Consider the following 20,369-nt stretch of genomic DNA (forward strand, 5'->3'; position numbering starts at 1 on the left):
GCAACACCCGCCTCCGGTACCGCCGTACGGTGAGCCATGTTCGGATCGCGTGAAATAGAGAATGTCCTGAGCACAATCTAACCTGGAGTGGTGCTGGCTAATGCTGTGCGCAATACACAAGTCAACGGGCCTCGTGCAAACGGGTTTGATTCTTGTCGGTAACGCCACCACGTGCCAGGCGGTGCACAAGAACGCTGCGAAAATTGAATTATTCCCCTATAGGTGATCTGCGTAAGTTGATCCCGATAGACGTCCGTGCAATTCGCATTTTCACGTCGCTTTAGTGTGCAATCGAGAGACTTGTCCGTTACCCTGAACATGGCCGTCTAGTCGCTCACCGTTCCACGCGGGCATGGCACCCTCGGTTGCCTCGAACTCTCCGCGATGGGGCTCAAACTTCCTGAACCGACGATCCAGTCTCCGACTGGCAACTAGACCGCGTGCGGCGCATGTTTCGCAACAGCAGCTTCAGGTACTCGATCTGGCGGGAGTCAATGTCCTTTGGTGAGCGGCCCGCTGCGCAGGGTGACAGGATTCGGCCGATGCAAACCGCGACGCCCGAATGAGCGTACCCTGGTCCTATCATTTGGACAGCATGTCCTCACTTGTCGTTCCGGTGCCCGTCGTGTTGCCAGCTTGATACGAGACGGAGCAACTCACGGTGTCCCCTGGTTGGAACGCGTCGTCAGCCGATAGCCTTCGCGATGCATTGTCTGGAGAATCACGACGTCCTGAACGGTTTCAATTGCCATCCTGAGCTGGTGAATGCCGACCGTGATCGTTGTCTTTTTAACCTTTCTTCCCTGCCAAACGTTTTCGATCAGTTCCTCCCATGTAACGATACGATAGGGATTCTTGATAAAAAAACCAAGCAATTCAAAGCTGCGATGGGTTAAAGCAACTTCGAGTTCGCTTCCTCCGTCTTTCTTTATGAAGGCGCGTCGCTTGTCCAGATCCAGCCGGATCGATTCAAAGGAGATGTTGCGCCGCGAATAGTCGCCGATAGGTCTGAGCAAGGCCTTGACGTATGCCACCAACTCACTGGCACCGAATGGTCGTCGCATGTAGCCGTCTGCGCCAGCTTCTATCGCGCGCACGCAGTCCTGTTCTGTAGACCCATCCCTATCCATGGCGATGACAGGAATATAACTCGTCTTCGACGCCAATTTGAGTTCACGAATAAACGAAAAAACATTGATGTTTCTGACCGCCACACCAATCACGATTAAAGATGATTCTGATTTTTCGATTAAAAAGCGAGCCTTATCAAGGGTAAATGCAATAGATACCTCAAAACCTGACGATATCAAAATTTTCCACAATTCCTCAGCCTGTGCGGTATCGTCCTCAATAACCAGTATCTTTGGTATGGTTGCCATGGCGATAGATCGCCTTCGAAGAAAATATGTTTCGGATTGCGTATATATTGCAGATATATGTCTTATTGACAGGATCACTGAATTAACGACGGGTTCCATCAGCGAAGTCAGCAACCTGGATCCGAACCGGTTCCCCGCTGCCCGGCAGCCCCGAATGAGGAAATAAAAAGCTCTGTGAAGGCTCTGATTTTTGCGGTTGATCTTGCCCCCGGAGGGCGAACAACATATAGCGGGGACTCTTGCATCGAGAATGACGGCAGCACGTGAACCAATCGGCCCGACTCCAAACCCTCAATTACGATGAAGTCGGAAAGTGCCGCTATGCCTAGCCCTGCTTCGACTGCCTGAACAAGCCCTTCCCCGTTGTCGATAAATAATCTGCCCGTTGGCGATATCACCGTTTTCTTCGCTTCCTTGTAAAATTGCCAGCGCTGCCGCGTGCATCCACCCGTGTAAATCAGACAGGGATGGTGCTCGAGGTCTTTCGGTGTCGCGGGTTCCCCGTTACGGGATAAGTATTCCGGACTTGCCACAAGAATAAATTTGACGGACGTTACCTGTCTTGCAACGAGCGTAGAGTCCTTTAGCCGCCCCATTTTCACTGCAACATCGAATCCCTCTGACAGCATGTCGACTGTTCGATCGTTGTACGAAACGTCGAGCTCAAGTCTGGGATGGATGCTATAAATGCAGGCAAGAAACCTTGACATCCGACGCAGGCCAAACGACAGAGGGAGAGAAACCCGCAAGCGTCCAGCTATTTCCGCTTGGCTGAATGTAATGGCCTCACGTGCTTCCGTCATTTGAGTCAAAATGGCCTGGCCGCGTTCGTAGCATTCCTGGCCGGCCTCGGTGAGATTGATTCCGCGTGTCGTCCGATTGAAAAGCACTGTTCCGAGTTCATCTTCGAGGCGCGCAATGCGCCGGCTTATTATGGATTTCGAGAGGCCAAGGCGTCGCGCAGCCTGCGCAAAGCCCTTCGCCCGAACAATCTCGACCAATGCCCGAATGTCGTCGAGCTCCATCATGAAAACTTCCTCCGTCATTTTTCGATTAAACGCTATGTCGCCACGTGACGCGAGGCCGTCATCGTAAACGTCCTCTTCATGGATGCGCTCCGGCACTTCGACCGGGAACATGGCCTGAACCTACGGGAATAGGCCAGAACTGGGTTCAACGGCGATTTGTTGCATTTTTCGAAACTCAAATTTCGAATAACTTGGGCCGAAAATGATTCAGAGGTCGAGCCGCGAACCTTCGGATCCCGGACCGTCGTACTCTTCGCCAGGTTGTCGTCGACCATCGCCCAACTAAAAGGAGCACCACACTGGACGCAAGGTCGATCAAGCGAACCAAGGAAGAGACGCAGTGGTGACAAAAATGCGCATGCATTGGTCAAAGCAGCGAAAGGACGATCGCCAGCGACGACGCGCTTCTCCCCTGCTTCATTCCCCAAGACACCATGAGCGAGTTCACTGGTCTCTAGTTGCCCGACAGACACCACGAGCCCACATGCGGTCAGTTTGCTGTGCGCACCCGTTTCAGCGTCTGCGATCGCTTTGATCCACATCAAGACGACCGCAACTTTCATGGCTTTGCCGCCTCTAGCATCGCTTGCTTTGACCGCGCATCGGCCCAGGCGCCACCCACACCGCCATTGCATGATCGCATCAAAGAATGCGATGGATTCGAGGAATTCCCTAAAGAACTGATGTTCGACAGCATGAATTTCCACTCCTTCTCAAAAGAGGGCAGGCACGAAACGAAAGTGTCCTTGCTACTTGCACTGCCGATAACCGGCGGAACAACGGGCTCGCCAATGACGCGCTGAAAACGCTAAAGAGGTCGAAGTTATTCCGCGGATATTTCTCACGACAGAAACTTCGCTATGACAACGGCCAGTTCGTTATTTGCTTAGTCGATCTCTTGATTCGCCCGTTCACCAGCATATGGATCGGGAGTAGTGCCATGCGCGAGCGCTCGGACGGTCTCGTGGCAGTGGCGTAGAAGGTGCTCAAGCGCCGCCCTCTGAATGCAAGACCGAGGAAACGACACGGGATAAATTACTGAAGGAATGACCGTGTGTACCGGCAAGCATGCATTGCCCATTGCCGGATCAACTTCATATCTGGCTCAATGCTACGCTGGAGGTGCGGTCGAAGAAATGCGATCCTGGCTGGCCGATTCCCTGCACGCTAAACCGGTGCGAGGCGCTCACCTGGAACCGCGGCGACTGCTGTCAGTTTGAGATTGATGATCCGCCACTCGCATCTGCCTTGCGCGGCCAGTCATGGGAACGCACAGCCGTCGGCTTAACGGTGCTGCCGCTGTTGGGGAGCGCGCAGTTGACACTGCAAAGCATCAAACGATGCCGATCCAGAGTGTATCTGCGGCATGCTATCCAGCACGGCTGACCACAACGCTTAAGCGCATGGACAGCTCATGCGTGGATCACGCTTCGTGCAAATACATGAAAACGAAGACAACGTCGTCAGCCTGATAAAGGCGTGAGACGCCATAAGTGGAGCCTCGCATATGCGAACAAGGAAGGTTTCTTGCGAATGACGCGCTTTCTCGCGTGTCTTGCGTATGAGATTGCAGTCGAAACGCAAGCGTCTGGACTGATGTGCCGCGAAACGCCCAAGCCGCACGCAATCAGCGCGCCGCAATTCGTACCTTCCGCAACGTACTGCATTTTCCGACGTTGAGACGACGAAGATTCATGGTATTGCACACCGACGTCTAAGCACGACCCGATATTTCTAGCGATGCCTTCCATGTACACACAGCGAGGAGCCTAACGGACGTGCACATTTTTCGTAAAATTAAACAATTTTACGCATCTTCGTTAAGGCGTCGGCAAGCATGCTTGCGGTTGCGCCGAGATGGTTGATTAGAAGCGAAACGGCCAGTTCGACGTCATGCGACAGCACGGCATGGAGTATTGCCTCGTGTTCGCGCGTGGCTTCCCGCGCGGCATCCTGAAGGTCTCCTTCGAGCGTCGCAACCATAAGATGCCTGTAACGCGAGCCGCGGTCGCGCAGCGCAGCTGCAAACTGAATCAGGCTTTGCGACTGGCAGCCTGAGATCAGCTTGTCATGAAATCGGCTATGCGCCAGTTCCCACTCCGCGTTGAGACGCACCGGGTTTGCAGACTCGAATATCGGCAATTGCTGTAACCGGTGATGCGCGGCGAGCAGTTCTCCTTCCCACTCTACGTCCCGGCGACGCATTGCACGCGTCAGCGCCAGCCGCTCAATATCCTGCCGTGTCTGCGTGATGTCCCTGAATTCTTCAAGCGAGACTTCGGCAACCCGAAAACCCTTCTGGTCCACCGTCACAACGAAGCCGCTTGCGCTCAGACGCGAGAGCGCCTCGCGCAGCGGAATCGGGCCCGCGTCGTAAAGCTCGCCGAGTTCACGTACGCGCAGCTTGCTGCCTGGTTCCAGCCGGCCAGCAATGATGTCCCGCCTCAATGTGCTCTCGAGCGCCGATGCCATTGTGCGTACAACACCCGCTTCCGGTACTGCCGTACGGTGAGCCATTTATCACGCTTCGCCAATAATCTCGATTGATCTGGATTTTATACATATTCCCCGCCTATGTCCTTTCTATTACGGAAACCACCTGTCGCGCGCCGCACGGATCCGGCGTCAAAACGGGCAAAGATCCGCCTTGCTCCCTTTGCCTCGTGCAAGCGTGCCGGCTTTGGATGAGAACCCACCGGCCATCGTTAAACCCGATCAGAGCAGTCGCCCAAGACGTCGGGAAGAAAGCGATTCGCGGCTTCCTGTCAGAAAGCTTGGAAAACTCAAAAAAGATATTTAACGATAATTTATATACAAAGTGCACTAAGATAGTTTCCGCAGATTTAGCAGGTTCCCTCCCCGTCGCCCCTAAGCCGGCTCGAGGAATCTGCCAACGCGGACGGATGCGAACCGGCACAGCGCCCAAGGGCGGCAACCGATCCAACCGGCTCGGTCGTTTCCATTACGAGACCTCTTTTCCGCAGGAGTGAAAATGAGCACGAACGTCTGGGGACAGCGCAGTGCTGTCCATTCGATCGACCATTTCGCGCTTAATGTCCCGTCCCTTGACGACGCTCGACACTTCTTCAACGCGAGTGGCCTTTACGTGCGCGACGTTGACGACGGGACGGACCTGCATTTGGAACTGCGCGCGCTCGACGGCCATCGGTGGGCGCGCATCCTGCCTGCGGCAAGCAAGTCGCTGGCATACCTTAGCTTTAGCTGTTTTGAAACACATCTCGGTACGCTCGTGCGTCAGGTTCGCGACGCGGGAGGCCGCATCTGCCGCGATGGAACCGCAGTTGCCGAAGGGCGACGTCACACCACCATGGGCTTCTGGTTCAATGACCCCGACGGCAATCTGGTTCATGTCGGCGTCGGGCACAAAACCTCTCCCAATGAAAAGATTCCCTCCGGACGATACGAGACGAGAGCGGATACCCGCGGTGTTCGTCCTGGATCGCAAGAGGACATTGTGCGTCCACGACGAATGAGCCACGTAATGCTGTTTACTACTGATCTACAACGCGCCATTGATTTCTACCAAAGCGCGCTCGGTTTGTGCCTATCGGACCGATCAGCTGACGTCATCGCATTTATGAGCGGTGTGCACGGTAGTGACCATCACATGATCGCGTTAGCCAGGAGCACCGCGAAAGGATGGCATCATTCCGCATGGGATGTCGATGGGATAGATCAGGTCGGCTTAGGCTCAGTGCAAATGGCCTCCGCAGGATATAAACGTGGATGGGGCACCGGGCGTCACTGTCTTGGGTCCAATTACTTCCACTACGTGATGGACCCTTGGGGTTCATTCTTCGAGTTCTCCTCAGATATCGATCATATAAGTGCCGGTAAGGCTTGGACGGCCGGCGACTTTTCTCCCGAAGAGTCTTTGACGTTTTGGAGTCCGGATATCCCGCCATACTTTATCCATAACACGGAAGCATGACGCTTTTGACGTCCGGCAGATCGAATTCCACCATTGCTCCCGGCGCAATGCAAAGAAGACTCACATTCCTTCTCGATCTTGGCGCAGGTTGCGTCGTGGGCTTGCTCTTGCAGTTTTTTGATCAATTCACATTCAGGTCTATTAATCTTCAATGACAAGGGTGGCCACATGGAAGTCGACCAACTTGCGAGCCTGTTGCCAGGGATGCTCCCACCGTTACGAAAATTTTCGCTCCGTCTCTGCGGTAACAAGCATGACGCGGACGACCTTCTGCAATCGGCATGCGTCCGCGCTCTTGAGCGGTGTCACCAACTGCAGCCGAATAGCGCGCCGTTGAGCTGGATGTTTGCTGTCATGCAGTCGGTATGGATAAACGAGCTGCGAGCAAGGAAGCGCCGCCGAGGTCCGTGTGTTGACATGGACAACGTGTCCGATATGCCTCACGGCGATCCTGTTGTATTAACCGCAGACCGAAATCTCTTCCTCGACGAGATCGTTCTCGCATACGAAAGTTTGACGGGAGAACATCAAGTGGTGCTCAAACTGGTAGTCGAAGGTCTGACATACGCCGAGGTTGCCAGCTTCCTTGGTGTTCCTGTCGGCACGGTCATGAGCCGTCTGTCGCGAGCAAGGCAAGCGATTGGCGCCAAGCACGGTGAACATGACATATCCGGAGCAAGACGCTTATGTCCCGGATCCAGAACATCAACGACCAGTACCGACCAGATCGAATCGGCAAGATGCTTCCAGTCGTGATGGGAGGGGTCGTAAAGCGTCACACGACGATTTTTCTCGAGGTGATACGAGCGATTCGATCACGCCGCGCTGGTCAGCACCACATCGACTCGTTTGAACGCAACCGATCAGCAATGACGGTGTGAGTCCATTGACATGACCCATTCCCCCATCACTGGAATACAAGCTCAGACAGCGGACGCGAACATCGACCTACCCGACGGTTGCTCGAATTGGCCCACGCCCGACGGAGTGCCCTCGGACTACTTTCCGACGCACCAGGTTCGCCCGGGCCTCTTCGAAATAGGCCTGGTAATGGGAGGAACTGTCTCGGCGGGAACGTACACCGCCGGCGTCCTCGACTTTTTGTTCGAGGCACTTGACGCCTGGGACGACGCGAGACACGGACGACTCGAGGGTGTTGACTCAACGACGGTACCGTCTCATCGAGTTCGCATCCGGATCATGACGGGTTCGTCTGGTGGTGGCATCAATGCCATACTCGCGGCTCGCGCGCTTCACTACCGGTTTCCACACGCGCCGATGCACTCTGCGGCGGCAGTTAGCGAGCGTTCACCCAACCCGTTCTACGATATCTGGGTTAATGACATAGATATCACGGATCTTCTGGATAACTCAGATCTTCAGCCTGGAATGGAGATCACTTCGATACTTAACGGAACCGCCCTTGATAAAATCGCCTGCTCGGCACTCAAGTATCCGTCCGCAGATCGAGCCCACGCTAGCGTAGTCGCATCAGCCGGCCGCAGCTGGGTCTACAATCCGCTGTCCATCGTCGTAACCCATACGAATCTCACCGGCATTCCGTACGCCCAACCGTTCTCTGGACTCGGTCTCTCAGAGGAATATTTCACGAATCACGCCGACTACGTTCAGCTGTATGCCGGCTTTTCGCCCTCGCCTGAATCACCCAGCCCCAACGTTAAATATCTGCCGCACTCACCTTATTTGAATGTTCCGGCTGGCTTCGACCTGGCGCCCGCCCCTGTCCCGTCGAACCTGAAACCGTTGCAATGGCCGGATATAGCGCAAAACGCCTTGGGTACATCAGCATATGTTTTTGGATTTCCCGCACGAACCGTTAAACGAGAGGGAATACACTATGCTTATCGATTCGTTATGGACAATGAAAGTGGAAAATATAACTGGATCACTCCCTTGTGGTCAGGAATGGCAAGCTCAAGCGATGAGCTGACAAACTATTCCTTCACTGCGCTCGACGGTGGGTTTACTAACAACGAGCCAATTCTGTTCGCCAGTCAAGCAGTTGAGGGGTTGCAGATAGACAGCCCCAAGGAATCAAGTTACGCACAATGCGCAATCATTCTCATAGATCCTCTTTGCCACCCTCCTCATCGACCGCAAGAATCGACGCGTTTGACGTTAGCCAAGCTTCTCGCTCCAACAATACATATGTTTTCGGGTGCAGGTCGGTTTGGGACGGCCGATATGGCAGGCTTCCTGCGCTCGGATACCTATAACCGCTTTTTGATCGCCCCGAAGCGGAAGTCGGATAGCGGAATCACGCTGGCCGGCGGCGCCGCCCTTTGCAGCGACGGCCTGGGGGCGTTTCTCGGCTTTATGTGCCGAGACTTCAGGGAGCACGATTTCATGCTCGGTCGCAGGAACTGCCAAGCCTTTCTGACTGGAACACTGGTTTTGTCCAGAGAGAACAAGGTCTTCAGCGGGCATCATCCCGAGATATCCGACGGGTACGGCGGACCCAGGCCGCCGGACGGCATGAACGAATGCCCACTGATCCCCCTCTATGGCAGTGCAACCCAAGAGCAACCGCAGCCGCCGTGGCCAGCGGGAAAATTCGAGCCGGAAAGTATCCGGGATGCGATCAGGCGTCGCGTACATCTGATGTTGAAGCGAACAAACAACTACCTTGGATTACCCCCGCTAGCGCAGGCCGTGTTCACCCTTGTCGCCGCGGCGATCCTGGCTCCGAAGATCTCGAGTAAAGCAATTTTAACGATCAGAACAGAGCTGGGTCGCAAGAAGCTTTTGTAGCCACGACATGCAATCCTCTTGTAGACGTGGGTGCAAAGACCGCCATCTAAATAGACAGCAAGCCAAATCGTGTAAGCATCCCGATCGGTCTCGTTCTTTCACAAGGAAATGTAGGACTGGAGTGAACGGAAGGCACATGTACCGAGCGCTATTCCATTGATAAGGAAGACAATCAGTCGTGACGCAGCGCTTAGCTTGATGGATGGCCCGAGGCTATACAGGATGCGAGTCAGGACATATACCCATCCTGCTGTCAGGTCAAAGGATGTTGTGTTTCCGATCATCGAGGTTACGATCGAGGAAACGTAGAAGATCAAAGGCGCGCCAAGGAGTGTACGCTCCACGTCCCAACGGACGCTCTTAGCAAACACCAGGTCGTCCGCGGCCTCTTCACTGGCTTGCGTTATACCTTTTTCCAGCAAAATTCTTACACGAATCAGATTGATAAATTCGGAAATGGTCACTCTACAAACCAGGACGACTGTCCATGTCATCAGAGTGCAGACTGGCAACATAACTGCGGCTTTCATACGCTACCTCAACCATGGCGTTGTGAAATACTAGTCACATTCGGACCGGTTTAGCACTGGCACGATAGGGGTCGACCCGATTCACTGTGCCACGAGCCGCAATATCACTTCGCCACTAAACCGGACAGGTAGAGCAACACGCGATTTGAGGGCAATTTGTTGCACTTCTTCAAACTGTCATTTCGACGATATGCGTAGCACAAAGGCATACACAGGATCGGCGTGGCCGCTTCGCTCTCGGGTGTCGTTCGGCAATCCGCACTCCGGTGCGCATATGACAGACGCATATTGATGCGTAGAAACAGTAGCTCGGTTAGATATCGATGGGAGCACTGCGATTCGACAATGCCTGCCGAAGGTACATTCCTGATGAACAGGCTAAGACATCTTCGATCTCCGCTGACCTCCAGACACATGGAATAGAATCCGCGACGCCGTGTTTTAGGGGCTCCGAACACGGCGTGCGTCATCCTGTCGCGCGTCGTCGTTACCTTCTGGTTCGTCAAAAAAAGGAGATCGACAGATGCTAAGGTTCTGCTTTCATAAGTCGCGCTTTATCGTGAGTCCTCTTGCCGTTGTCATCGCGTTTTCGATGCCGCGTGCCGAAGCCGCACCAACCTCCATGCCACAATTCCTCCCTTTGCTCGACATGACGGCGACGCGCTTGCATATTGCGCGGCAGGTAGCTTTGACAAAGTGGGATTCGCGTAAGCCCGTTGAAGATCTGCCACGGGAAGCGGACGTGATCAAGGCCGCAGTGGAGGAGGCAAGCACGCTCGGCGTGCCTGCACGGCTTGCAGCGCGTTTCTTTGCTGACCAGATCGAAGCAAACAAGCTCGTGCAGTATGTGCTGCTTGCCCAATGGAGACGGGCGGGTCGCGCGCCAGATGAAAAGCGAGTGGATCTCGCGAAAGACATCCGCCCTAAACTCGACGTGTTGCAACAGGGATTTATTCAGGTGCTGGCCGATATGAAGACGTTACGCGCGGCGCAGGATTGTGACGTGCAATTGGCGCGAGCCACGCAGGAATATGTCGCGAGTCAAGGGCTCGATTCGTTATATGCACACGCGATGGATCGCGCACTGGCGCGTGTCTGCGAGAAGGAATGAGATCCCAACGCGGCAGATGACGAGCGAAGGGGGCCGGCGGGCGAGTGCTCGCAGGCTCGGTCGCGGAAGTGGTGGCTACGCGCTCCTGCCCGTTGCGCGCAGCCAGAGCGAGACGACAATCGCAACCAGCAGGAGCGAACCGGTCATCCACGTCATGCCCGACCATCCACCGAGGTTCCAGAACACACCGCCAAGCGATCCCACCACGCACGACCCGGCGTAATACATAAACAGATACAGCGATGAAGCTTGCGCCTTGCCGGATTGCGCGCGAGCGCTAACCGATGCGCTCGCAACGGAATGCGAGCCAAAGAAACCAACCGTCAACACCGCGATGCCGATCACGATCACGGGCAATGAATTCGCGCGCGTAAGCGCGGTGCCAAGCAGCATAAGCCCGAGGGAAATGGGCAATAGCGTTTTGCGCCCAAGCCATCCCGACAGGCTGCCGATGCATGCCGAACTGACAATACCGCATAAATAGACAGCAAAAATCAGACCGATTTTTGTCTGGCTGAGCGAGAACGGCGGCGCAACCAGCCGGTAGCCGATGTAGTTGTAGACAGCGACAAACCCGCCCGCCAGCAGAAAGCCCACTGCGAATAGCCACGGCAGCGTGCGGTCCCGCAACTGCAGCGCATACGTCTTGCCGAGCAAGCCCAGATGCAACGGACGGCGAACGAAATGCCGCGACGCGGGCAGGTAGCGCCACATGACAAGCGCGCACAGCACCGCGAGGACGGCCATCGTCATCGCGGCCGCGCGCCAGCCCCACATATCCGTCACCACGCCCGTCAGCAGACGGCCTGACATGCCGCCCAAACCAGTGCCGCCGACATACAGCCCCATCGCGATACCGAGCGAACGCGGATGCATCTCTTCGCCGACATAGGCCATGGCGACGGCCGGCAAGCCGCTCAACGCCACCCCCATCAGCGCGCGCATGACGAGAAATGCCGTCCAGTGCGGCAGTACCGCGCTGAGCATGCCCAGCACAGCGGACAGCAGCAATGCGCCGACCATCATCGGTTTGCGGCCCCACGCTTCGGAGAGCCCGCCGGCCACCAGCAACGAGACGGCCAGCAGGCCGGTCGTCAACGACAGCGCGAGACTGGCGCCCGCTGCGCTCACGTGAAAGCTCTCGGAAAAGAGCGGCATCAGCGGTTGCACGCAGTAAAGCAGCGCGAACGTCGCAAAGCCCGCCGCAAATAGCGCGCAGTTGGTGCGGACGAATTCGGATGTGCCGAATTCGATCTTCCGGATCGCCGCGCGGGATGCGGGCGGCGTCCCCGCGGTCTCTATCGCGGGCGCGATGTCCTGTTCCAGGGTGTCGGCGTCTTGTCCTGCCATGTTCGGTTCCCGGTCGATCGGTCTGATGTCTATATCGAATGATCCGACTCGAAACGATGGCCGTCCAATATCGTTTGCGCCGTAATTGATACATAATCGATATCATGGATCTGCGACGTCTGCGCTACTTTGTCGTGCTGGCCGAAAACCTGCATTTCGGCCGCGCCGCATTGTCCCTGAATATCGCGCAGCCGCCGCTCAGCCAGCAAATCCGGGTACTCGAGCAGGAACTGGGCGCGCGGCTCTTCGAGCGCAGCAACCGGCGCGTGGAACTGACGCCGGCCGGCAAGGCGCTGCTGCCCGAGGCGCGCGCGCTGCTCGCGCAAGCGGAACGGACATCGACGGTGGCGGTCCGCGCGCAGCGCGGCGAAATTGGCGAACTGCGTGTCGGATTGACGGGCTCGGCCATGTTCACCGTCGTGATTCCGCGTTTGATCCTGATGTACCGCCAGCGTTATCCCGGTGTACGTCTGCGCATCGATGAACTGACAACCCAGGAGCAACTGGACGCGCTGCTCGAACAACGGCTCGACGTCGCGATCGTGCGCAGCGTCTCGACCCCCGACCTGCCCCCTACGCTGCGCGCGACGCGTTTGCTCGAAGACTCGCTGGTCGTGGCGTTGCCAGCGCAGCATCGACTGGCCGGCGCCGCGAGGCCATTGCCGATCAGTGCCCTGGCCGATGAGGCATTCGTCATGTACCCGCGCGACAGCGGGACCGGCGTGTATGACCAGATCATCATGCTGTGCCGCCGGGCAGGCTTTGCCCCGACCATTGCACAAGAAGCGCATGCAATGGCGACCATCGTCGGACTGGTCGCGGCGGGGCTCGGTGTCGCGGTTGTGCCGGACTCGCTGCGCAGTATTGGTGCGAACGGCGTGGTGTACCGGCCGCTCAAGGAGAAAGGCGCCCGATCGGCAATGTGGCTCGTATTGCAGACGCGTCAGCCTTCCCCGCAGGCGGCCGCCTTTGCCGCAGTGTCAAAGACGGCGTAACCGGCCATTGGGCAGCACGGCGATCAACCGCTGGTAAGCGTGTCGACGCATCGATGCTTTGCGCTCGCGGCGATGCGCATTGCTGTCACGAACGCGGCTGCGGACCCGAGCGAGACCAGCAAAACCGTCCACTCTACCGGCGCATAGCTGCGTCCGATTGCCCAGATCGCCGCGGCGGAAATCGGCGCAATGCCTTTTGCGATGTTGGACGGCATGGAAAGCAGGCCGCTCACCGCACCGTAGCCTTCAGTCCACATCGCGTCCTGCACGATGGTCCCGCGCAGAATGGTCATCATTCCGTTAGCGCCGCCGTACACGGTTGCGAAGAGCATGAGCAGGACGGACGACTTGCCGGCCAGCATCAGAATCACGACCGAAGCGGGGAACGCGGTCGTAATCACCATGCCCATCGTCGAGGGCGGAACGTTGCGGCCGATCGTCAACCAGAGGATGCGCGCAAGCACTTGCGCCGGACCGATGACCGCCATCGTCGCAACGACGATCGCCGGCGATACGTGACGCTCGGTCATCAACGGAACGAGGTGAAACGTCAGCGCCGCGAAGGTCGCGTAGTAGGCGGTAAAGCAGACGGCGAGCGCCCAGAACGTCGGCGTTCGCAGTGCACGCCGCGTCGCAGCCGCATTGGCGCGCTGCGTGGCAAGCTTGTGGTCCGAATGATCGGCGCGCGCCGTATCGCGGCCGATCGCAATCGCGTTGAGCGGCAGACAGACCGCCAGATTGATCGCGGCCAGCACGAGCAGCGCGCCGCGCCAGCCAAGCGAATTCACGAGACTGTGTGTGAGTGGGATAAACACCGTGCTCGCGAAGCCGCCTGCCAGCGTAATGAGCGTGATCCTTTTGCGAAAGCTGTCGGGAAAACGGCGCGTGACCACCGCGAACACCGGGTCATAGAGTGTCGCGGCCATGGCCAAGCCGAGGCCTATCCAGACGACGAACAGCGTGACGAGGCTATGAGCCTGCGACCACAAGACCAGCATTGCCGTTGCGAGCACGGCGCCCCACGTCATCACGCGCCGGCCGTGGCCATGATCGATCCAGATGCCGATCGGCCACGCGGCTAGGCCGGATACGAGCAGACCGACGGAGAGCGCCGCGTTCGTGGCCGTTCGGCTCCATCCCATCGCGCTTTCCATGGGCACGACGAACAGGGAAAACGCGTAGTAGATCGCGCCCCACGCGACGAGTTGTGCCGCAGCGAGCGCCCATGTCGCGGCACCGCCGCTGCTCGATTTTTCCATCATGGATTCAGGTTTCGAAATGGGCGGCGCGGTTCACACGCGCTGCGCTCGTCCGGATTCATACCAGCGCTGCGAACGGTTGACGATACCGACCACCAGCAACATCACCGGCACTTCGATCAGCACGCCGACGACGGTCGCCAGCGCGGCCCCCGAATGAAAGCCGAACAGGCTGATTGCGGTCGCGACGGCAAGTTCGAAGAAGTTGCTCGCGCCGATCAGACTCGACGGACCGGCCACGCAATGCGCGACGCCAAGCCGGCGGTTGAGCACGTACGCGAGCCCCGAATTGACGAAAACCTGAACGAGGATCGGCACGGCAAGCATCGCGATGACGAGCGGTTCCCGCACGATCGCCTGCCCTTGAAATGCGAAGAGCAGCACGAGTGTCGCGAGCAGTGCACCTATCGAATACGGACCGAGGCGCGCGACGGCCCGCCGGAAATACACGTCACCGTGCGCGAGCAAGCGACGCCGTATGCCTTGCGCGATGACCACTGGAACAATGATGTAGAGCACAACTGAAATAATCAGCGTGTCCCACGGCACCGCGATCGCCGACAGGCCGAGCAGCAGTGCGACCAGCGGCGCAAACGCGACCACCATGATCGAGTCGTTCAGCGCAACCTGCGATAGCGTGAAATACGGATCGCCCTTGCACAGTTGCGACCACACAAACACCATTGCCGTGCAAGGCGCGGCCGCAAGCAGAACCAGGCCGGCGATATAGCTGTCGATCTGGCCGGCAGGGAGCCACGGCGCAAATACATGACGAACGAACAACCAGCCGAGCAGCGCCATCGAGAACGGTTTGACGAGCCAGTTCACGAACAGCGTGACGCCAATGCCTCGCCACTGGTTCCTCACCTGCGCCATCGCCGAAAAATCGATCTTGACCAGCATCGGCACGATCATGACCCAGATCAGCACCCCGACCGGCAGATTGACGCTGGCGAACTCCATCCGGCCGATCGCCTGGAAAAATTGCGGAAGCGCTTGTCCGAGCGCGATGCCGGCCACGATGCAAAGCGCGACCCACGCCGTCAGATAGCGCTCGAAAAAGCCGATGGCCGGGCGCGCGGCGCTCGCTGCGGCGTCAGTGTGGCTCATTCGTTTCCTCTGCGGGCTGCGCGCCGATCGAGCGCATCCGGTGCTGGATCGTGTGGTGGTCGAGCACGTGCAACGGCAGATTCACGAACTGGCTGACGCGGCTCATGATTTGCCGGAACACCTTGTCGAATACCTCGCGCTTGTCGTCGTCGCTGCCTGCGAATGCGGCCGGGTCATCGAAACCCCAATGCGCCGTAATCGGCTTGCCGGGCCAGACCGGACACACTTCGCCCGCGGCCCGGTCGCACACCGTTATCACGAAATCCATCTGCGGCGCGTCGGGCGTGGCGAATTCATCCCAGCTCTTGCTGCGCAGGTTCGACGTGTCGTAACCGAGCGCTTCGCAACGTTCGACAGCAAAAGGATTCACCGCACCGGCCGGCTGACTGCCCGCGCTGTATGCGCGGAAATGGCCTTTGCCGAGCACATTGAACAACGCTTCGGCCATGATGCTGCGCGCGCTGTTTCCCGTGCAAAGAATGAGGATCGACCACGGCCTGGTGTTCACGAGCGGCTCCGGAAACTCACGCTCGATTCAACCGGCGTGCAGCACGCGGCGGACCCTTGCGTCGACTCGCGCGACTGCCCGTACACGGGCGCGGCCTCGAGCGTGCGGAACGTCTCCCATGCAACGCCTTGCGGGTCGACAGTCCATGCCTTATCCGACCTTGCATAGCAGCACGTCGTGCCGGTCTGCGTTGCCACCGGCAATTGCGCCGCAGTGAAGCGCTCATTCATCTCAGCCAGTTCCGCATCGGTCTCGACCTGAATGCCGACATGATCGATGCCGAGCTTTACGCCGCGCTGCGAAATCGCGAAGTTGACGGCCGGATCGGTCAGTTCCCACTTGCAGTAGTCGCTCTTGATGACGGTCGGCTCCGCATTGCCGAACATCGCGCGATAGAACTGAATGCTGTCGCTCAGGTTCTCAACCGACACGTGAATGTGCATGCGCTTCATGATTCGTCTCCGCAACAGGAAGAGGGGTTGCTTGCCGCGCACGGTGCGCCGGCACAGCAGTTCTCGGTGAGGAACCCGATGAGGCTTGTCATTGCGTCGAAATTGGCCGTGTAAATAACGAAACGCCCTTCCTGACGCGACCTGACGAGTTCCGCATGCGACAGGTCCTTGAGATGAAACGACAGGCCTGAAGGCGCGAGCCCGAGCTGCTGCGCGATTTCACCGGCCGGCAGGCCGTCCGGGCCCGCGACGACCAGCGCGCGGAAGATCGCGAGGCGTGATTCGTGGGCAAGCGCGCCGAGCGCGCGTACGACGAGGTTCGAGTCCATGGACGCACGATACAGGCTTTGTTTCTATATTTCAAGCATTGTTGAAATGACGAATCGCTAACTGGTTCGCGGCGCCCGTCCAGCAGCGCATATAGTGAAACAGGCAACACGAACTCGCGGCTGACTTGAGGGAGAAAGCAATGGACGCGATCAGGAATTGCTGTCGGATGGCCCACTCCACGGACACCGGGCGCCGCATGTGGCTCAAGGCGGCGGTCGGTACGGCGACGGTCGTTGCAGGATTCGGTTTCGAAGCGACTACCGCCGAAGCCGCCGCACTCACAAAGGCTAAACGCGATGCGCTGACACCCGACGAAATTATCGAGCTGATGAAAAAGGGGAACGCGCGCTTCCGGTCGGGACAGATGCAAAAGCGCGACTTTCTTGCGCAGAAGCGGGCAAGTGCCACAGGGCAGTACCCCGCGGCCGTTATCCTCAGTTGCATCGATTCGCGTGCCCCCGCTGAGATCATTCTCGACGCGGGCATTGGCGACACGTTCAATGCGCGCGTGGCCGGCAATGTCGCCAATCCGGACATCCTGGGCAGCCTCGAATTTGCTTGCGCGGCGGCCGGTGCAAAAGTGGTCCTCGTGATGGGCCACACGTCGTGCGGCGCAATCAAGGGGGCGATCGACAACGTGCAGCTCGGCAACCTCACGGGTCTGCTCGACAAGATCAAACCGGCGGTCGAGGCCACGCAGTACACCGGAGAACGGAGCAGCAAAAATCTCGATTTCGTCGACGCCGTCGCACAAACCAATGTTCAGCAGACGATCACGGCGATACGCAACGGCAGCCCGACGCTGCACGATCTGGAAAGCAAAGGGCAGATCAAGATCGTCGGCGCCATGTACGAACTGCAGGGCGGCGCGGTGAAGTTTCTGTGAGGTGAGCGTGATGGCAGGCGCTGCATGACCCAGAGCAGTCATCGATAATGCGGGTTATGAAGCAATCCCCTCTGAATGCCCTGCTGCACGACATCCGCGCCTGCACGGTCTGCGCGCCCTTCCTGCCGCACGCGCCTCGTCCGGTGCTGGCCGCGTCCGAAAATTCGCGCATCTTGCTCATCGGCCAGGCGCCCGGCGCGCGCGTGCACGCGTCGGGCATTCCATGGAGCGACGCGAGCGGCGCGCGATTGCGCACATGGCTCGGCGTCGACGATGCGATCTTTTACGACGACGCGAAATTCGCGCTCGTGCCGATGGGTTTCTGTTTTCCGGGTCGCGGCGCAAGTGGCGACCTGCCGCCCCGGCCCGAATGCGCGGCGCGCTGGCACGGCGATTTGCTGGCGCGGATGCGCTCGGTTCGCCTCACGCTGCTGATCGGCCAATACGCGCAGCGGTTCGGGCTCGGCAATGCATCCGGTACGACATTGACCGAAACGCTCTTGCGGTGGCGCGACTTCGGTCCGCAGATGATTCCCCTGCCGCATCCGTCGCCGCGCAACATCGCGTGGTTCAAGCGCAACCCGTGGTTCGATGCGGATGTATTGCCGACGCTTCGGGAGCGGGTCGCGCTGGCGTTGTTGTGAACCACCCAACACAAATTCAGAATCTGTTGTCGCGGCCACGACATCCGCTCGCGGCCCATTGAACTTCATCCCCTCGCACGCCGGCCGCACGGGACTTACCCGTGCTGGCATATTCGATGCAGAAATGCGCTCGCTCGCCAGTCGGACGCTCTACGGGCAAACCGCTACCGAGGAGACCACCATGCAATCATTCGCCCACAACAGATCGAGTTCCCGTTTTCCGCGCATTCGCCTGGTTAGCGCACGCGGAGCGAAAGCAAAAGACAATTCAACGTTCAAACACACGTTGGCGTTGCTTTTTCTAACACCTCAAAGATGGCACAGCTGGATGATGAGTCGGGCGTGTACCTTTATCGTGCTTTACCTGATCGCGCATCTGGCCTTCGATTGCTACAAGCAAAGATCGCACAGGCCGGCAAAGCCGACATTCTGATATCCGCGGCAGATTCGACGATGCGCGCGAACTCAGCAAGGAAGGCATCGACCGATTCGGCGAATCGGCCGCGCTACATCAGATCAACGCCGTCGCGCTCGAGCACAACGGACATCGAGACGAAGCGATCCGCGAATTGCGTGCAAGCGTTAAGCGTCCGGATGCGACTGCCGACACGTGGCGCGTCTATGGTGACGTACTGATTCATGCCTGGAAAGAGAGTGGCGATCCTAACCAATACGAAGAGGCATTGAATGCATTCCGTTCGGCGCATGAAGCGCAGCCGCGCTTTGCCGATAATCTTCATGACTGGGGCGATGCATACCTGTCGAATGGCGAACTCGATGAGGCCGTCAAGAAGTTCTCATCGGCAGTGAGCGTCAGCGGCGATCGCCATGGGCCCTCGCGCATCGGCTGGAGCATTGCGCTCTACCGCAACGGAGATGTGAAAGGCGCGCGCGTGGAACTGGACCGGGCGAGCCGTATCAACGGCAACGACGACAACGTTGCGATGCATCCGGCGCGCGGCCCAAAGCCATTCAATGCGCGCCTGCCACAGCCACCTTCGGCAGAAAAGGAATACTGTCCGGCACTGCAGGCTTCGGCAACGAGATCAGATACGCGGCTCCTGGCCGCGGCGATGACCGCCGGAACATGCCGTCAGCGCGAGGTGGGGCGCAGTGCGCAAAAGCCGCAATCGGGGTAAGGTGTCGTCAGCCGACTCGCGCGGTCGCGCGTTTTCCGGGAGGTGGAACATGTGTCGCTGGCTCGCATATACGGGAAATCCGATTCAGCTCGAAACCGTGCTTTTCCGTTCGACGCATTCGCTGATAGACCAAAGTCTGCACTCACGCATGGGCGCCACCACGACGAACGGCGACGGCTTCGGTATCGGCTGGTATGGCCGGCCCCACGAAACGCCGTTTCGTTACCGCAGCGTTCGCCCGGCGTGGAACGACCACAATCTGCGCGAGGCTGCGCGGGCCATACACTCGCCCTTGTTCGTCGCACATATTCGCGCGGCGACCGAGGCGCCGGTGCAGGAATCCAACTGTCATCCGTTTCGCCACAACCAGTGGCTATTCGTGCATAACGGGTTGATCCGGAATTTTCAGGTGCTGCGCCGCGACCTGATGATGCGGATCGACCCCGCGCTGTTCGCATCGGTTGAAGGGTCGACCGATTCGGAAGTCATGTTCTATCTCGCGCTTACCTACGGACTTCAGCAGGAGCCGGTGGCCGCGCTGCAACGAATGGCCGGGCTGATCGAGCAGACCGCGGCGTTACATCGCGTCGCGCAGCCGCTCAATATGACCGTCTGCGCCACGGACGGCGAGCAGGTCGTGGCGGTACGCTACTCGAGCGAGCGACAGTCGCGCACGCTGTTTCACAGCACGTCCTTCAGGCATTTGCACGAACTCTATCCGCACGATCCGCGCATTGCCTCGGCAGGCGAAGAGGCTTTTCTGGTGCTGTCGGAGCCGCTGGTCGATCTGCCCAATGCATGGGAGGAAGTTGCGGAGAATACCGCCATCGTCGCTCGCCGCGGCGACATCCGGCAGCAGGCTTTCGTGCCGCGGATGCAGGCGTAAGCATGGGTGTGGCCCGCGTCTGGGGCTTAGACACAGGA

20 protein-coding genes are annotated in these 20,369 nt (G+C 58.3%); 10 read left to right on the plus strand and 10 right to left on the minus strand.

The genetic code is table 11. The annotated features are described in order from the left end of the window. Positions 1 to 656 precede the first annotated feature (656 nt). Both ACYPXD_RS10815 and ACYPXD_RS10820 read right to left on the minus strand, forming a co-directional pair. Positions 657 to 1,379, minus strand: a complete 723-nt coding sequence (locus tag ACYPXD_RS10815) for a response regulator transcription factor (RefSeq protein WP_459710681.1) — start codon at positions 1,377 to 1,379, stop codon at positions 657 to 659. Between the two features lie 107 nt (positions 1,380 to 1,486). Further along, complete coding sequence (locus tag ACYPXD_RS10820) at positions 1,487 to 2,518, minus strand: LysR family transcriptional regulator (RefSeq protein ID WP_459710683.1); 1,032 nt, start codon at positions 2,516 to 2,518, stop codon at positions 1,487 to 1,489. A 389-nt stretch (positions 2,519 to 2,907) separates the two neighbouring features. Here ACYPXD_RS10820 and ACYPXD_RS10825 point away from each other — a divergent pair, with 389 nt between their 5' ends. After that, positions 2,908 to 3,210, plus strand: coding sequence for a hypothetical protein (locus ACYPXD_RS10825; protein WP_459710685.1), 303 nt, complete (start codon positions 2,908 to 2,910; stop codon positions 3,208 to 3,210). Positions 3,211 to 4,204: 994 nt separating this feature from the next. On the opposite strand, the gene ACYPXD_RS10830 is transcribed toward ACYPXD_RS10825, so the two are convergent. Beyond that, a complete protein-coding gene (locus ACYPXD_RS10830) occupies positions 4,205 to 4,924 on the minus strand; it encodes a GntR family transcriptional regulator (RefSeq protein WP_459710687.1) in 720 nt (239 codons plus the stop codon). A 475-nt stretch (positions 4,925 to 5,399) separates the two neighbouring features. Between ACYPXD_RS10830 and ACYPXD_RS10835 the strand changes: the two genes are divergently transcribed. The 3 genes from ACYPXD_RS10835 (at position 5,400) to ACYPXD_RS10845 (ending at position 9,131) form a co-directional block, all read left to right on the plus strand. Further along, the gene (locus ACYPXD_RS10835; RefSeq protein ID WP_459710689.1) at positions 5,400 to 6,359 is read left to right on the plus strand and encodes a VOC family protein; all 960 of its coding nucleotides are present in this window, start codon (positions 5,400 to 5,402) and stop codon (positions 6,357 to 6,359) included. Positions 6,360 to 6,527: 168 nt separating this feature from the next. After that, positions 6,528 to 7,115, plus strand: coding sequence for an RNA polymerase sigma factor (locus tag ACYPXD_RS10840; RefSeq protein WP_459710692.1), 588 nt, complete (start codon positions 6,528 to 6,530; stop codon positions 7,113 to 7,115). Between the two features lie 444 nt (positions 7,116 to 7,559). Continuing rightward, entirely contained in the window at positions 7,560 to 9,131 is a 1,572-nt protein-coding gene (locus ACYPXD_RS10845; RefSeq protein WP_459710694.1) for a hypothetical protein, read from the plus strand. Between the two features lie 98 nt (positions 9,132 to 9,229). On the opposite strand, the gene ACYPXD_RS10850 is transcribed toward ACYPXD_RS10845, so the two are convergent. Further along, positions 9,230 to 9,595 (minus strand): MAPEG family protein, encoded by a 366-nt coding sequence (locus ACYPXD_RS10850; protein ID WP_459710696.1) that lies wholly within the window; start codon positions 9,593 to 9,595, stop codon positions 9,230 to 9,232. A gap of 589 nt (positions 9,596 to 10,184) precedes the next feature. On the opposite strand from ACYPXD_RS10850, the gene ACYPXD_RS10855 reads away from it, so the two are divergent. After that, positions 10,185 to 10,772, plus strand: coding sequence for a chorismate mutase (locus ACYPXD_RS10855; RefSeq protein ID WP_459710698.1), 588 nt, complete (start codon positions 10,185 to 10,187; stop codon positions 10,770 to 10,772). A 75-nt stretch (positions 10,773 to 10,847) separates the two neighbouring features. On the opposite strand, the gene ACYPXD_RS10860 is transcribed toward ACYPXD_RS10855, so the two are convergent. Beyond that, positions 10,848 to 12,122, minus strand: a complete 1,275-nt coding sequence (locus ACYPXD_RS10860; RefSeq protein ID WP_459710700.1) for an MFS transporter — start codon at positions 12,120 to 12,122, stop codon at positions 10,848 to 10,850. A gap of 104 nt (positions 12,123 to 12,226) precedes the next feature. On the opposite strand from ACYPXD_RS10860, the gene ACYPXD_RS10865 reads away from it, so the two are divergent. Then, positions 12,227 to 13,117 (plus strand): LysR family transcriptional regulator, encoded by an 891-nt coding sequence (locus tag ACYPXD_RS10865; protein ID WP_459710702.1) that lies wholly within the window; start codon positions 12,227 to 12,229, stop codon positions 13,115 to 13,117. A 23-nt stretch (positions 13,118 to 13,140) separates the two neighbouring features. On the opposite strand, the gene ACYPXD_RS10870 is transcribed toward ACYPXD_RS10865, so the two are convergent. From ACYPXD_RS10870 to ACYPXD_RS10890, 5 genes are read right to left on the minus strand one after another with little or no spacing between them, the layout of a single operon-like run. Next, positions 13,141 to 14,376, minus strand: a complete 1,236-nt coding sequence (locus tag ACYPXD_RS10870; protein WP_459710704.1) for an MFS transporter — start codon at positions 14,374 to 14,376, stop codon at positions 13,141 to 13,143. A 33-nt stretch (positions 14,377 to 14,409) separates the two neighbouring features. After that, a complete protein-coding gene (arsB, locus tag ACYPXD_RS10875; RefSeq protein WP_459710706.1) occupies positions 14,410 to 15,486 on the minus strand; it encodes an ACR3 family arsenite efflux transporter in 1,077 nt (358 codons plus the stop codon). Further along, positions 15,473 to 15,994 (minus strand): arsenate reductase ArsC, encoded by a 522-nt coding sequence (locus ACYPXD_RS10880; protein WP_459710708.1) that lies wholly within the window; start codon positions 15,992 to 15,994, stop codon positions 15,473 to 15,475. Before ACYPXD_RS10880 ends, arsB begins: the two co-directional genes overlap by 14 nt. After that, the gene (locus ACYPXD_RS10885; RefSeq protein WP_459710711.1) at positions 15,991 to 16,446 is read right to left on the minus strand and encodes an ArsI/CadI family heavy metal resistance metalloenzyme; all 456 of its coding nucleotides are present in this window, start codon (positions 16,444 to 16,446) and stop codon (positions 15,991 to 15,993) included. The genes ACYPXD_RS10880 and ACYPXD_RS10885 overlap by 4 nt, the downstream gene beginning before the upstream one ends. Further along, positions 16,443 to 16,775: an ArsR/SmtB family transcription factor gene (locus ACYPXD_RS10890; RefSeq protein ID WP_459710713.1), complete on the minus strand. Its 333-nt coding sequence runs from the start codon at positions 16,773 to 16,775 to the stop codon at positions 16,443 to 16,445. Before ACYPXD_RS10890 ends, ACYPXD_RS10885 begins: the two co-directional genes overlap by 4 nt. 167 nt (positions 16,776 to 16,942) lie before the next feature. Between ACYPXD_RS10890 and ACYPXD_RS10895 the strand changes: the two genes are divergently transcribed. The 4 genes from ACYPXD_RS10895 to ACYPXD_RS10910 all read left to right on the plus strand — a co-directional run bounded on the left by ACYPXD_RS10895 (position 16,943) and on the right by ACYPXD_RS10910 (position 20,331). Further along, positions 16,943 to 17,662: a carbonic anhydrase family protein gene (locus ACYPXD_RS10895; protein ID WP_459710715.1), complete on the plus strand. Its 720-nt coding sequence runs from the start codon at positions 16,943 to 16,945 to the stop codon at positions 17,660 to 17,662. 47 nt (positions 17,663 to 17,709) lie between these two features. Further along, positions 17,710 to 18,306 (plus strand): uracil-DNA glycosylase family protein, encoded by a 597-nt coding sequence (locus ACYPXD_RS10900; RefSeq protein WP_459710717.1) that lies wholly within the window; start codon positions 17,710 to 17,712, stop codon positions 18,304 to 18,306. A gap of 434 nt (positions 18,307 to 18,740) precedes the next feature. After that, positions 18,741 to 19,445: a tetratricopeptide repeat protein gene (locus ACYPXD_RS10905; RefSeq protein ID WP_459711448.1), complete on the plus strand. Its 705-nt coding sequence runs from the start codon at positions 18,741 to 18,743 to the stop codon at positions 19,443 to 19,445. Between the two features lie 49 nt (positions 19,446 to 19,494). Beyond that, entirely contained in the window at positions 19,495 to 20,331 is an 837-nt protein-coding gene (locus ACYPXD_RS10910; protein WP_459710719.1) for a class II glutamine amidotransferase, read from the plus strand. Positions 20,332 to 20,369 lie beyond the last annotated feature (38 nt).

Source organism: Paraburkholderia sp. 2C (genome assembly GCF_054589215.1).

Excerpts from the sequence above, each read along its gene's own strand:
- ACYPXD_RS10900 (WP_459710717.1), top strand. The coding sequence starts at position 17,710 with ATGCGGGTTATGAAGCAATCCCCTCTGAATGCCCTGCTGCACGACATC.
- ACYPXD_RS10885 (WP_459710711.1), bottom strand. The coding sequence starts at position 16,446 with ATGAAGCGCATGCACATTCACGTGTCGGTTGAGAACCTGAGCGACAGC.
- ACYPXD_RS10890 (WP_459710713.1), bottom strand. The coding sequence starts at position 16,775 with ATGGACTCGAACCTCGTCGTACGCGCGCTCGGCGCGCTTGCCCACGAA.
- ACYPXD_RS10815 (WP_459710681.1), bottom strand. The coding sequence starts at position 1,379 with ATGGCAACCATACCAAAGATACTGGTTATTGAGGACGATACCGCACAG.
- arsB (WP_459710706.1), bottom strand. The coding sequence starts at position 15,486 with ATGAGCCACACTGACGCCGCAGCGAGCGCCGCGCGCCCGGCCATCGGC.
- ACYPXD_RS10835 (WP_459710689.1), top strand. The coding sequence starts at position 5,400 with ATGAGCACGAACGTCTGGGGACAGCGCAGTGCTGTCCATTCGATCGAC.
- ACYPXD_RS10855 (WP_459710698.1), top strand. The coding sequence starts at position 10,185 with ATGCTAAGGTTCTGCTTTCATAAGTCGCGCTTTATCGTGAGTCCTCTT.
- ACYPXD_RS10820 (WP_459710683.1), bottom strand. The coding sequence starts at position 2,518 with ATGTTCCCGGTCGAAGTGCCGGAGCGCATCCATGAAGAGGACGTTTAC.
- ACYPXD_RS10845 (WP_459710694.1), top strand. The coding sequence starts at position 7,560 with ATGACGGGTTCGTCTGGTGGTGGCATCAATGCCATACTCGCGGCTCGC.
- ACYPXD_RS10865 (WP_459710702.1), top strand. The coding sequence starts at position 12,227 with ATGGATCTGCGACGTCTGCGCTACTTTGTCGTGCTGGCCGAAAACCTG.
- ACYPXD_RS10830 (WP_459710687.1), bottom strand. The coding sequence starts at position 4,924 with ATGGCTCACCGTACGGCAGTACCGGAAGCGGGTGTTGTACGCACAATG.
- ACYPXD_RS10910 (WP_459710719.1), top strand. The coding sequence starts at position 19,495 with ATGTGTCGCTGGCTCGCATATACGGGAAATCCGATTCAGCTCGAAACC.
- ACYPXD_RS10870 (WP_459710704.1), bottom strand. The coding sequence starts at position 14,376 with ATGGAAAAATCGAGCAGCGGCGGTGCCGCGACATGGGCGCTCGCTGCG.
- ACYPXD_RS10860 (WP_459710700.1), bottom strand. The coding sequence starts at position 12,122 with ATGGCAGGACAAGACGCCGACACCCTGGAACAGGACATCGCGCCCGCG.
- ACYPXD_RS10895 (WP_459710715.1), top strand. The coding sequence starts at position 16,943 with ATGGCCCACTCCACGGACACCGGGCGCCGCATGTGGCTCAAGGCGGCG.
- ACYPXD_RS10840 (WP_459710692.1), top strand. The coding sequence starts at position 6,528 with ATGGAAGTCGACCAACTTGCGAGCCTGTTGCCAGGGATGCTCCCACCG.